This is a genomic window from Micromonospora sp. NPDC051543 (assembly GCF_044454415.1).
Lineage (GTDB): Bacteria > Actinomycetota > Actinomycetes > Mycobacteriales > Micromonosporaceae > Micromonospora.
Window position 1 is genome coordinate 408,759 of record NZ_JBITDT010000003.1, and the last position, 11,746, is coordinate 420,504.

The window sequence follows — 11,746 nt, forward strand, 5'->3', positions numbered from 1 at the left end:
ACCTTCAATGATTTGAGGAGGACCGATGAAGGCAATCGCCACCACCGCCGCAGCCCTGCTGCTCCTGGTCACGGGCGGCGCATCCGCCGCACGAGGCGCATCCGACGCACCACCGGCACCCGCCGCGCCCTGCGCCGGGCAGGTTCACCCCAACCCGTCGTTCGAGCGCGGCGCCGACGGCTGGACGGCCGGCCCGCGCATGGTCGTGCTCGGCGACGAGACCCGGCCGGCGCACACCGGTCGCGCGTACGCCACCTTCGCCGGCCTGGACGTGACACGTAGCGACCTGCTGCGCACGACCGTCACCGTGCCGGCCAACTGCAACCTGACGGTCCGTTTCTGGGTCCGCACCAGCACCACGGAAACCACCCGCGGTGACTACCTGAACGTCGGGCTGGCGGTCACCGGCATTCCTCCGAAGACGAGGTTCTCGCTGGCCTTCGACGGCGGGGCGCAGTGGCGGGAGTACGGCATGTCGAGCGGGACGGCGGCGGTCGAGCGCACCGCGACGGCGAGTTTCCTGAGCAGCGAGACGGCCGGCAACGGCGTCACGGCCTTCGACGTCGACGACGTGACATTCACCTTGAGCTGACGACACCGGGCGGGCGGTCGACTCGACCGCCCGCCCCCCGCGTCGCCCACCCCCGCGCCGTCCCCGCGGCACGGTCGAGGCTTACCGTCACGCCTCGAAGTCGCGGCCGCCGGGCGTCTCCCGCCCGCCCGGCGGGGTCGGCACCTGCGGCGCGGACCGCCGGCTGCCGAGCGCGTCGAGGACCGCGACCAGGGCCAGCACCCCGGCCACCGCACACAGGCCGACCATCGGCGGCCACCGGATCAACAGCGGCGCGCCCAGCAGCAGGATCACCAGTCCGATCAGCCGTGATCGGGAGATCCGGCCGAACACCTCGTACTCCAGCCGCAACCGCGCGACGAGGAAGAGCACCGGCCCGCCCACCACGAACAGCAGCCACATCGGCCGGGGCGCGCCGAACGGGTCGTCGATCACCAGTTCGTAGCTGACCGAGGTGAGGAGCACGCTGAGCAGGATCAGCAGGTGCGTCCGCTCCAACGCCGTACCCAGGCGAGCGGGCTGGCCCGCCCCACCCAGCGCCTCGGTCAGCAGCAGACCGGCGCGGTGGAAGTAGATCCGCCAGATCAGCGCGCTGGTGACGAAGGCGACCGTGAAGGCGGCCGCTCGACCCGCCGAGTAGTCCTGGCCGCTGAACACCACGCCGATCACCAGGATCGACTCGCCGAGCGCGATGAGGAACATCTGCTGGTAGCGGTCGGCGAGATGCGTACCGGCGATCCGCCAGTGCGCCACCGCCGCGGCGCCCAGGCGCGGCAGCGGCCACCCCAGGAGCCAGGCGAGGTAGTCGATGCCGACGGCGATGGCCCACAGCGGCAGGCGCAGTCGCTCCGGGCCGAGCGCGCCGACCAGCCAGATCGGCGCGCTCAGCGCGGCCCACGCGGAGAGCCGGAACGCGACCAGCCGCCGCGGATGACCCCGCAGGGCGGCCGCGATCACCAGCGGCCGGACCACCATCACCAGCAGGTACGCGACTGCGAACGGGAGCGCCCGCTCCTCCATCGCCCGGGGCAGCGTGACCGCCATGACCAGGCCGGCGAACATCGTGCCGACCACCACGGCCTGGATGATCGCGCTCTCCGGCTCGTAGCGGCTGGTGATCCAGGTGGTGTGCGACCAGACCAGCCAGAGCGCCAGGAACAGCAGCAGGGTGCGACCGAGCCCGTTGACGAGCGCCCACCCCGTATCGCCGTCCAGCTCGACGAAGCGCTGCGAGACCCGCGTGAGCGCCACCACGAAGGCGAGGTCGAAGAAGAGCTCCAGGAACGTGGCGCGGCCAGCGCTGTCCGGAGGACGCAGGAGGTCCGCACCGCGTTTCCCCGACATCGTCCCCCTCCGTCCGCCCTCGTCGCACCAACGAGCGGCCCGCCGAGGGGGATGTGCCGTCGGGGGTACGCGACAGGGTGGTTCAACGTGAATATCCCCTAACTTTGGCAAATCCCCCTTAAGTTCGATGCGCAGGACGCGGCCGAACCGGGGAGAAACGTGGACAGCTATCCGGCGATCGAAGATCACGGACTCATTGGCGACCTGCAGACCGCCGCGCTGGTCACGTGTGACGGCACCGTCGACTGGTTCTGCGCGCCGCGCTTCGACTCGCCGAGCATCTTCGCCGGGCTGCTCGACAAGGACAAGGGCGGCTACTTCCGGATCGCGCCGCACGACGTGCGGTACGTGACCAAACAGCTCTACCTCCCCGGCACACCCATCCTGATCACCCGGTTCATCAGCGCCGACGGGGTGGCCGAGGTCATGGACTTCATGCCGGTCACCGGCGAGCGGGCCACCGACGCGCACCGGCTGGTCCGCATCGTCACCATGGTTCGCGGCAGCATGCGCTTCCGGGTGGAGTGCCGACCCCGCTTCGACTTCGCCCGCCAGGAGCACCAACTGGAGCCCCACCCCAACGGCTACGTCTTTCGCAGCCGGTCCGCGACACTGACGTTCAACCCCGTCGACCCGATCCGGCGGCTGATCCGCGAACGCGGCGACGTCCGCCTCGATGGGGGCGACCTCGTCGCGTACGGCACCCTGAACGAGGGCGACGTCGGCGGCGTGGTCCTGGAGACGGGCGGCACCGAACCGCGGATCTTCCCGCCCGAGGAGATCCAGGGCATGTTCGAGTGGACGCGGGACTACTGGCGGCGCTGGCTGGAACGCTCCAGCTACACCGGTCGCTGGCGGGAGATGGTCGAGCGCTCCGCCATCACGCTGAAACTCATGACGTACGCGCCGACCGGCGCGATGATCGCCGCGCCCACCGCCGCGCTGCCCGAGCTGGTCGGCGGCAGCCGCAACTGGGACTACCGCTACACCTGGGTACGCGACACGTCGTTCTCGGTGCACGCGCTGCTCGGCCTCGGCTTCACCGAGGAGGTCAGCCGCTACATGGACTGGCTGGACGAGCGCATCCGCACGGCCAGCGACCACCAGGACCCGCTGAAGATCATGTACCGGGTGGACGGCTCCTCCGACCTGCACGAGGAGGTGCTCGACCACCTGGAGGGCTACCGCGGCTCCCGGCCGGTGCGGATCGGCAACGGGGCCGCCGACCAGCTTCAGCTCGACATCCACGGCGAGGCGCTCTACGCCATGCACCTCGCCGACGAGCAGGGCATCCGCGTCTCTCACCAGGTGTGGAAGAGCACCGTCCGGCTCGTCGACTGGCTCTGTCACAACTGGGACCAGCGCGACGCCGGTATCTGGGAGAGCCGGCACCACCCCCGTAACTACACGTTCGGGCGGGTGATGTCCTGGGTGGCGCTGGATCGGGCGATCCGCCTGGCCAACCGCACCGGCCGCCCCGGTGACCTGACCTGCTGGACCGAACAGCGCAACCGCATCTACAACCAGGTCATGGCCCGCGGGTACCACCCGGAACGTGGCAGTTTCGTGCAGGCGTACGACGAGAACGTGCTCGACGCCGCGCTGCTGGCCATGCCGGCGGTCGGTTTCGTCACGCCGAGCGACCCGCTGTGGCTGTCCACGCTGAACGCGATCGAACGTGAACTCGTCTCCGACAGCCTCGTCCACCGGTACGACCCGGTCCACTCCCCCGACGGACTGCCGGGCCACGAGGGCACCTTCAACATGTGCACCTTCTGGTACGTCGAGGCGCTGGCCCGGTCCGGCCGCCTCGACGACGCTCGACTCACGTTCGAGAAGATGTTCACCTTCAGCAACCACCTCGGCCTCTACGCCGAGGAGATCGCCGCGACCGGTGAGCAGATCGGCAACTACCCGCAGGCCTTCAGCCACCTGTCGCTGATCAACACGGCGCTGACCCTCAACAGCCTGCTCGACGCCGAGGCCGACGCCCGCCGCCGCCGCTGACGGCGTGGCGTCGCGTCACGGTGGTTGACCAAACGGGTGCTCAGGCGGTCTCCGCGGCGTCCGGCAGTCGGCTGGTCCGGCGGCGGGCCGAGATCGCGGTGGCGACCCGGACGAACGCGGCGACCGCGAGCGAGTGCGAGTTCTGCGGCCATGCCACCGAGAAGGCGGCCTCCGGCGCGTCGTCGACCGGCCGCCAGGCGAGCTGCGGCCGGGCGTTGCGCTCGGCGAGCGAGACCGGGAGCAGCGCGAGCATCCGCCCGAGTTCGATCTGGCGCAGCATCTGCACCATGTCCCCGAACGGTGGCGGTTGCTCGCCGCGTCGTACGTAGACGTGGGCGCCGGGAACAGTCCGTTGGTGCCCGGTCTCGATGTCGGCCATCCGCAGTCGGGGCCGTCCGGCGAGCGGATGCCCGGCCGGTAGCGCCAGCACCTGTGGCTCGCACAGCAGGGGCTCGACGTCCAGACCATCGGCGTCGAACGGCTCGATGACGATCGCCACGTCGGCCTCGCCCGCGCGCAGCAGGGCCGGCTGCTCGCGCCAGCCGGTGAACATGACCTCGATCGGCACGGCGGCGTGCTCCGCCTGGTACGCCGCGAGCACGTCCTCGAGCAGGCCGCCCTCGACGTCGGCCTTCACCGCGACCACCAGCTTGCCTCCGGGCACACCCGCGGCTCGCCGGGCGCGTCGGGTGGCGGCGTCGAGCGCGCCGAGCGCTGCCCGCGCGTCGGCGAGAAGCACCGCGCCTGCCTCGGTGAGCGCGACGCTTCGGGTGGTGCGGTCGAGGAGACGGACGCCGAGGTCCGCCTCGAGCCCGGAGATCGCGCGCGACAGGGCCGGTGCGGCGATGCCGAGCCGCTCGGCGGCCCGGCTGAAGTTGAGTTCCTCGGCGACGGCCACGAAGTAACGCAGCGGCCGGGACTCCACGGGATTCATACCCTGAGGATAATAATGCCGCCCGAACTGGTCCTTCTCGCCCGCGAGCACCCGCGCGACGATGGGAACCATGATCGTCATCACGACCCCCACGGGCACCATCGGCGCCGCTGTCGCCGAGTCCCTGCGCGCCGCCGGCGCACCGCTGCGCCTGATCGCCCGCGACCCCTCCCGCCTGCCCGAGACCCTTCGCGAGCACGCCGACGTCATCGTCGGCTCCCACGCCGACCCCGCCGTGCTCACGACCGCGCTGACCGACGCCACGGCGCTCTTCGTGCTCGTACCGCCGAACTTCGACGCACCGGACGTCACCGAGCACTACCTCGGCTTCGCGCGCCCCATCGCGGAGGCGGTACGTGCGCACGCCGTACCCCGCGTCGTGGCCGTCTCCTCGCTCGGCCGCGGATTCGACGGCCCGGCCGGGCTGCTCTCGGCGGCCTGGGCGATGGACGACACGCTGGAGTCCAGCGGCGCGGCCTACCGTTCGCTCCAGGCGGCGTTCTTCATGGAGAACCTGCTGCACCAGGTCGACCTCATCAGCAGCCAGGGGATGTTCGTGCTCACCGCCGAGCCAGACGCGCCGCTCGCGGCGGTGGCCACCACCGACATCGCCCGCACGGCCACCGACCTGCTCACCGACACCACCTGGACCGGCCACCAGGACGTGCCCGTGCGCGAACCCGTCGACCACACCCCGCGCGAGATGGCGCAGATCATCTCCGAGACCCTGGGCCGGCCGGTCGCCTACCAACAGGCCACCCTCGCCGACTACCGCGCCCGGTACGCGTCGTCCGGAGCGAGTCCGGCCGTCGTCGACGCCATGATCGAGATGGCCGAGGCGCAGACGGCGGGCGTCTACCCACCCGCCCGCGACGGAGCCCTGGGGACGACCTTCGGCCAGTGGTGCGCATCGGTGCTCGCCCCGGCCGTGGCAGACCGCGGCCGGGCCGAACGATCCTAGGGCGCCTGTCGAGGTCGTCGGTCGAGCCGAGGACCCCGAGGGTCGCTGTCGTACATCGCCCGACTTACTGCTTTACTATGGCCCTAGTAAAGCAGTAAGGGGCTACCGTGTTCGTCTTCCGGCTCGACACCCACTCCGGCGTGCCGCCGTACCTGCAACTCGTCCAGCAGGTCCGCCAGGCGGTGCTGCTGGGTTTCCTCCAACCCGGTGACCGCCTACCGCTCATCCGCGAGGTGGTCGAGGACCTGGCGATCAATCCGAACACCGTCGCCAAGGCGTACCGGCAGATGGAGCAGGAGGACCTGGTCACCGGCCGGCCCGGCCAGGGCACGTTCGTCAACGCCCAGCAGTCGGCCGCGATGTCGGCAGCGACGTACACGTCGCTGCGGCGCGGCCTGGCGACCTGGCTGCGCCGCGCCTACGCGGCCGGCCTCGACGAGCAGGCGGTCGACGCGCTCTTCACCTCCGTCCACCAGCAGACCAGGAACGAGGACGTGGCATGACGGCGACCGAGTTCGCACTGCGCACCGACGGTGTGGGCAAGCGGTACCGGAAGGGCTGGGCGCTGCGCGACTGCACCCTGACCCTGCCGGCGGGCGGCGTGATCGCCCTGGTCGGGCCGAACGGCGCGGGCAAGACCACGCTGCTGCGCCTGGCCGTCGGGTTGCTGGCACCAACCACCGGCACGGTGGAGGTCCTCGGCCACGACGTCACCGCCAGCACCCCGCAGACCCTGTCCCGGATCGGGTTCCTGGCCCAGGACCACCCGCTGTACAAGCGCTTCACCGTCGCCGAGATGCTCCGCTTCGGCCGGGCCTGCAACCTCCGGTTCGACCAGGGGCTGGCCGAGCGCCGGCTGGCGAAGCTGGGCATCCCGCTCGACCACCGGGCCGGCACCCTCTCCGGCGGGCAGCAGGCCCAGGTCGCGTTGGCCCTGGCCCTGGCGAAGCGGCCGGACCTGCTCGTCCTCGACGAGCCGGTGGCCAGCCTCGACCCGCTGGCCCGGCACGAATTCCTCCAGGTGCTCATGGGCGCGGTGGCCGAAGGCGGGGTGACCGTCCTGTTCTCCTCCCACGTCGTGCACGAGTTGGAGCGCGTCTGCGACCACCTGGTCGTCCTCAACCAGGGTCGGGTCACGCTCACCGGTGACATCGACACCCTCCTCGCCGAGCACCGGCTGCTCGTCGGCCCGCGCACGGCCACCGACCTCGACCGGGCCGGCACCGTCGTGGAGGCGGTCCACAGCGACCGGCACACGACCCTGCTGGTACGCGACGGCGGGATACCGGTCGCGCCCGGGTGGCAGGCCCAGCCGGTCGCGTTGGAGGACCTGGTGCTGGCGTACCTGCGCCGGCCGGCCGAACCGATCGCTCCGGTCACCTCGGAGGTGGCGGCATGACGTGGTTGATCTGGCGCCAGCACCGGACCGAGGTCTGCGTCCTGGGGCTGCTCGTCGGCCTGTTCGCCATCGTCCTGCTCGTGCTCGGGACGCAGGCCCACGACCTGTTCCCCGGCGGTCCCGCCCAATGTGCGCGAGGCGCCCGTGTCAACCAGGCCTGCACGGCGTCCTTCCGCCGGCTCGACGAGGGGTACGGCAACGTCGAGAACCTCCTGGCGGCCTTCTATCTGGTCCCCGTCGTCATCGGCGCGTTCCTCGGCGCGCCGCTGCTCGCGCGTGAGCTGGAGGACGGCACCTGGCAGCTCGCCTGGACGCAGGCCGTGCCGCGGATGCGCTGGCTGGCGGCCAAGCTCGTGGCGCTGGCCGGCGTCACCGTCGCCCTCACCGGGATGTTCACGGCGGTGCTCACCTGGTTCCGTCAGCCGTTCGACGCGTGGGAAGGGCGGTTCCAGTACGACGCCTTCGACCTGGAGGGGCTTGTTCCGGTGGCGTACGCGCTGTTCGCGTTCGGCGTCGCCACCGCCGCCGGGGCGATCCTGCGGCGCAGCCTGCCCGCCTTCGGCGTCGCGCTCGGGGCATTCCTCGCCGCCCGGATGACGGTGGCGCTGTTGGCCCGTCCCGCGTACGCCACCCCGCTCACCACCACGGCGCCGGTCCCCGTCGGCGGCTCCGACGCGGGGCAACGGGCCGCGCCCGACTTCGCCGACTGGGTGGTCGAACGCGGCTACGCGGACGCCACCGGGCGCAGGCTCAGCTCGACCGAGTACCACGAGCTGGAGGACGCCGCCAACCAGGCCGGCACCAACCTCAACCAGTTCCTGCACGCACGGGGCATCCAGCAGTTCGGGGTCTACCACCCGGCGGACCGGTTCTGGACGTTCCAGCTCATCGAGGCCGCCCTGTTCGTCGCGGTCGCGGCGGTCCTGATCGGTGTGGTGGTGTGGCGGGTACGGCGTCGCCTGATCTAGTGCCGGACCCCTCCACCGGCGACCATCGGTCAGGGATGTGCACGGACCGTTGCTCCAGGAGATCATCTGCGGCACCATGATCGCGATGACTGAGCATCCGGACTGGCTGACCCGCTACGTCGCCGGCCAAGAAGATCGTGTGTGGCATGAGATTCGGCAGCTTGGCGCCCGCGTCCGTGAGCCAGCCTTCGCCCCTGAGGCACAGGCGGTGTGCGACGAGATGGCCCGCCGGGCCCGGAGCAACATCGAAACCCTTGTCGCACGCCTACGCGAGCAGGGTTACCGATTCCACCAGAACGACGACCGCCAGACCCCGACGGAGCCGTACACGCCACCCGGCCCGAAGGCGGACGAGATCCTTCACTGGCTGGAAAAGCGTCTCAGCCCACTGCCGATGACGCTGTCGTCGTGGATCCGCATCGTGGGCGACGTGTGGTTGGTAGGAACGCACCCGCAGTGGGCCACCTCGGCTGCGGCCGATCCGCTCGTGCTGGAGGTGGCGGGTTCCCGCTACCCGAACAGCGACATCCTCGAGTACTACGCGGAGGAGATCGAGGAGTGGGAGGACGACCAGGACGAACCATTCCTCCTGCCCGTCGCGCCCGACCACTACCACAAGGACAACGTCAGCGGCGGCGGTCCCTACGGCATCGTCCTCCCCGACGCATCGGCCGACGCGCACTTCGTGGGCGAGGCCGGCATGCCCCTGGTGGACTACCTGAACTGGATCTTCCAGCACGGCGGCTTCCCCCGGCCCACCGGCGACGAAGCACAGTGGGACGTCATCCACCAGCTCAGAGGCGGTCTGCACCGACTCTGACGAGCACGAGGCGATCAGCTCTGTTGGTAGTTCACCGCGGCGAACCCACAGGGCTGGTGCAGGTGCAGGTAGTAGGCGCCCTCGCCGTACTCGTCCAGGTCCGCGCCGCCGACCAGACCCACGTAGTCCATCGGTTGACCGCACCCGGGGCAGTCCGCGTGCTCGGCGTCCTGGATCCAGTCGGGCCGCCCGCCCAGCGTCGAGCCGCCCTGATCCCAGGCGCTCGCCTGGTAGGGGGTCGACCGTGCCGGACCCAGAACCGGCGCCAGCGCCGGCGGGTCCTCCGGTTGAGCGTCACCGAGGTAGCTCGGGCGGGTGTTGCCGGTCCACCAGGTGCTGTCGCCGGCCGGGGTGACCCGGCTGTACAGGGTGGCGTAGCAGGCGCAGAACTGGCAGGTCTCGATCACCAGCCGGCCGGACCAGCCGGTGTGCGTCATCGCGTCCCGGACAGCGGGTTCCGCCGTGTCGAGGTCCGCGGCGATCCACAGTGGTGACGCACACCACGGGCAGGTGGGACCGTGCGTCCGTTGCGGCCTGTCGCGCATGACCCACTGGTACGCGGTGGTGCCGCAGAGGTCCCGGCGGCCGCCGTCCGCGTCGACCGTCCAGCCGCCCTCGAGCGCGTAGCTCAGGATGCTGACGTGCAGCTCGTCCGCCCCGGCCGGCGGTCGCGTCGACCAGCGACGCATGGCGCTCTCGGCGAGCGGGTGCGCGGTGTGCGCGAGGATGACGAGCAGTTGGTTGAGCCGGTCCGGCGTGCGCCCGCCGTCGATCCGCTCGATGATCCGGCGTACCACGTCGTCGTCCGCCGCCCGGTACACCCTCGCGGGCCACAGCACGTCGGCATCGAGCAGGGCGCCCAGGTACGGGGTCAGGCTCCGCGGGTCGGCGTCGGCGATGACGCACAGCTTCTCGACCGCGTCGTCGTCCTCGGCGGCAGCGCTCCTGACCAATTCTTCGATCACGAGGGCATGTTAGTCAGGGCGCGCCGGAGCGGTACGCGGCACGGTGTTGATCGGATCATCACCACCTGTTGAATAGATGCTGACAAATCTTGACGAGGCTTGACGGCATGGTCATCACCCATCGACGTCTCGTCGCCGCCACCCTCGTGGCCGCGCTCGCCCTGCTCGCCGCGTGGACACCGGCGCGCGGCGCCGAGCCGGCTCCGGCCGCCACCGCCCCCAACATCATCTTCGTGCTCGTCGACGATCTCGCGTGGAACCTCGTGCCGTACCTGCCGCAGGTACGGCAACTACAGGGCGAGGGCGCCACCTTCACCAACTACACGGTGACCGACTCGCTGTGCTGCCCGTCCCGCTCGTCGATCCTGACCGGCCAGTTTCCGCACGACACCGGCGTCTTCACCAACGGTGGCGCCGATGGCGGGTTCGCGGTCTTCAAGGGCCGGGGCAACGAGAACCGGACCTTCGCGACCGTGCTTCAGGGCAAGGGTTACCGGACCGGGTTCATGGGCAAGTACCTCAACGGCTACCAGCCGGCGGACACGCAGGGCGGGTCACAGCCGTACGTCCCACCAGGCTGGTCCGAGTGGTACGGGGCGGGCAACGGATACCCCGAGTACAACTACGACCTGAACGAGAACCACACCGTCGTCCACTACGGCAGCCAACCCGCCGACTACCTGACCAACGTGCTGTCCCGCAAGGGCAGGGACTTCATCCAGCGTGCGGCGGCCGCCAACACGCCGTTCCTGCTGGAGGTCTCCACCTTCGCCCCGCACAGCCCGTTCACCCCGGCCAACCAGGACCTCGACGACTTCCCCGGACTCACCGCCCCGCGCACCGCGGCGTACGACCGGCTGCCCGCCAACGCGCCGTCCTGGCTGGCCGGCAACGGGCCGTTGACCGCGCAGGAGAAGAGCAACCTGGACACGAACTTCCGCAAGCGGGCCCAGTCCGTCCAGGCCGTCGACCGGCTGATCGGCAACCTGCGCGCCCAGCTCACCAGCAGCGGCATCGCCGACGACACGTACGTCGTGTTCAGTTCGGACAACGGCTTCCACATGGGCGAGTACCGGTTGACCGGCGGCAAGCAGACCGCCTTCGACACCGATGTGCGGGTCCCGCTCGTGGTCGCCGGGCCGGGTGTCGTCCCCGGTTCGCAGCGTGCCGAGATCGTCCAGAACATCGACCTGGCGCCGACCTTCCAACGCATCGGCGGCGCGGACGTCGGGACGTACGTCGACGGGCGCAACCTGCTGCCCCTCGCCCAGGGCGAAGCGGCGCCGAACTGGCGTACCGGGGCGCTGATCGAGCACCGAGGCCCCAACCAGGCGGCCGACGACCCCGACGCCCAGGACCGGCGCAACGGCAGCCCCATCACCTACGAGGCGCTGCGGACGGCGACCTACACCTACGTCGAGTACTCGAACGGCGAGCGGGAGTACTACGACCGCACCACCGACCCCCACCAGCTCGACAACATCGCGGCCGGGCTCACGGCCACCCGCCGGGCCGCGCTGCACGACGCGCTCGTCGCGTACGTCGCGTGCCACAGCCACTCGGCGTGCTGGACGGCCGGACACGTGCCGGCCTGACCGGGCACCGCGCCGGTCCTGGCCGGTGGCGGCGCGCTGCCGCAGGCCAGGACCGGCCGCGGTGGTTGTAGAAGAGGTCGAAGGACTCCCACCGGCCGATCGCCGTGGGGTTGGCGCTCAGGGCCCCCGCGCCCGCGGCCACCCCGCAGACGTACCAGCCCTTGGGGGCGCGGCGGGAAAAG

The 11,746-nt window shown here is 70.9% G+C and carries 11 protein-coding genes; 8 read left to right on the plus strand and 3 right to left on the minus strand.

What is annotated here, in order from left to right:
• Positions 1–25 precede the first annotated feature (25 nt).
• On the plus strand, positions 26–592 hold the full coding sequence (locus tag ACIA3K_RS07595) for a hypothetical protein (protein ID WP_396799717.1): 567 nt from the start codon (positions 26–28) through the stop codon (positions 590–592).
• Between the two features lie 87 nt (positions 593–679).
• Here ACIA3K_RS07595 and ACIA3K_RS07600 read toward each other — a convergent pair whose 3' ends face one another.
• Entirely contained in the window at positions 680–1,915 is a 1,236-nt protein-coding gene (locus ACIA3K_RS07600; RefSeq protein WP_396799718.1) for a low temperature requirement protein A, read from the minus strand.
• A gap of 159 nt (positions 1,916–2,074) precedes the next feature.
• Between ACIA3K_RS07600 and ACIA3K_RS07605 the strand changes: the two genes are divergently transcribed.
• Positions 2,075–3,922, plus strand: a complete 1,848-nt coding sequence (locus tag ACIA3K_RS07605; RefSeq protein ID WP_396799719.1) for a glycoside hydrolase family 15 protein — start codon at positions 2,075–2,077, stop codon at positions 3,920–3,922.
• 40 nt (positions 3,923–3,962) lie between these two features.
• Here the strand turns inward: ACIA3K_RS07605 and ACIA3K_RS07610 are convergent, their stop codons facing one another.
• A complete protein-coding gene (locus tag ACIA3K_RS07610) occupies positions 3,963–4,856 on the minus strand; it encodes a LysR family transcriptional regulator (protein WP_396799720.1) in 894 nt (297 codons plus the stop codon).
• 70 nt (positions 4,857–4,926) lie between these two features.
• On the opposite strand from ACIA3K_RS07610, the gene ACIA3K_RS07615 reads away from it, so the two are divergent.
• The 5 genes from ACIA3K_RS07615 (at position 4,927) to ACIA3K_RS07635 (ending at position 9,004) form a co-directional block, all read left to right on the plus strand.
• On the plus strand, positions 4,927–5,817 hold the full coding sequence (locus ACIA3K_RS07615) for an NAD(P)H-binding protein (protein WP_396799721.1): 891 nt from the start codon (positions 4,927–4,929) through the stop codon (positions 5,815–5,817).
• A 107-nt stretch (positions 5,818–5,924) separates the two neighbouring features.
• Positions 5,925–6,320: a GntR family transcriptional regulator gene (locus ACIA3K_RS07620; RefSeq protein ID WP_396799722.1), complete on the plus strand. Its 396-nt coding sequence runs from the start codon at positions 5,925–5,927 to the stop codon at positions 6,318–6,320.
• On the plus strand, positions 6,317–7,216 hold the full coding sequence (locus ACIA3K_RS07625; RefSeq protein WP_396799723.1) for an ABC transporter ATP-binding protein: 900 nt from the start codon (positions 6,317–6,319) through the stop codon (positions 7,214–7,216). Before ACIA3K_RS07620 ends, ACIA3K_RS07625 begins: the two co-directional genes overlap by 4 nt.
• Positions 7,213–8,184 carry an ABC transporter permease subunit gene (locus ACIA3K_RS07630; RefSeq protein WP_396799724.1) on the plus strand — a complete coding sequence of 324 codons (972 nt, stop codon included), beginning with the start codon at positions 7,213–7,215 and terminating at the stop codon, positions 8,182–8,184. The genes ACIA3K_RS07625 and ACIA3K_RS07630 overlap by 4 nt, the downstream gene beginning before the upstream one ends.
• Positions 8,185–8,269: 85 nt before the next feature.
• Complete coding sequence (locus tag ACIA3K_RS07635; protein ID WP_396799725.1) at positions 8,270–9,004, plus strand: hypothetical protein; 735 nt, start codon at positions 8,270–8,272, stop codon at positions 9,002–9,004.
• A gap of 14 nt (positions 9,005–9,018) precedes the next feature.
• Here ACIA3K_RS07635 and ACIA3K_RS07640 read toward each other — a convergent pair whose 3' ends face one another.
• Positions 9,019–9,969, minus strand: coding sequence for a hypothetical protein (locus ACIA3K_RS07640; RefSeq protein WP_396799726.1), 951 nt, complete (start codon positions 9,967–9,969; stop codon positions 9,019–9,021).
• Between the two features lie 107 nt (positions 9,970–10,076).
• Between ACIA3K_RS07640 and ACIA3K_RS07645 the strand changes: the two genes are divergently transcribed.
• Positions 10,077–11,564, plus strand: coding sequence for a sulfatase (locus ACIA3K_RS07645; RefSeq protein ID WP_396799727.1), 1,488 nt, complete (start codon positions 10,077–10,079; stop codon positions 11,562–11,564).
• Positions 11,565–11,746: the final 182 nt, after the last annotated feature.

Coding starts and splice junctions, on each gene's coding strand:
- ACIA3K_RS07595 (WP_396799717.1), top strand. CDS start 26: ATGAAGGCAATCGCCACCACCGCCGCAGCCCTGCTGCTCCTGGTCACG.
- ACIA3K_RS07600 (WP_396799718.1), bottom strand. CDS start 1,915: ATGTCGGGGAAACGCGGTGCGGACCTCCTGCGTCCTCCGGACAGCGCT.
- ACIA3K_RS07610 (WP_396799720.1), bottom strand. CDS start 4,856: ATGAATCCCGTGGAGTCCCGGCCGCTGCGTTACTTCGTGGCCGTCGCC.
- ACIA3K_RS07615 (WP_396799721.1), top strand. CDS start 4,927: ATGATCGTCATCACGACCCCCACGGGCACCATCGGCGCCGCTGTCGCC.
- ACIA3K_RS07625 (WP_396799723.1), top strand. CDS start 6,317: ATGACGGCGACCGAGTTCGCACTGCGCACCGACGGTGTGGGCAAGCGG.
- ACIA3K_RS07630 (WP_396799724.1), top strand. CDS start 7,213: ATGACGTGGTTGATCTGGCGCCAGCACCGGACCGAGGTCTGCGTCCTG.
- ACIA3K_RS07635 (WP_396799725.1), top strand. CDS start 8,270: ATGACTGAGCATCCGGACTGGCTGACCCGCTACGTCGCCGGCCAAGAA.
- ACIA3K_RS07645 (WP_396799727.1), top strand. CDS start 10,077: ATGGTCATCACCCATCGACGTCTCGTCGCCGCCACCCTCGTGGCCGCG.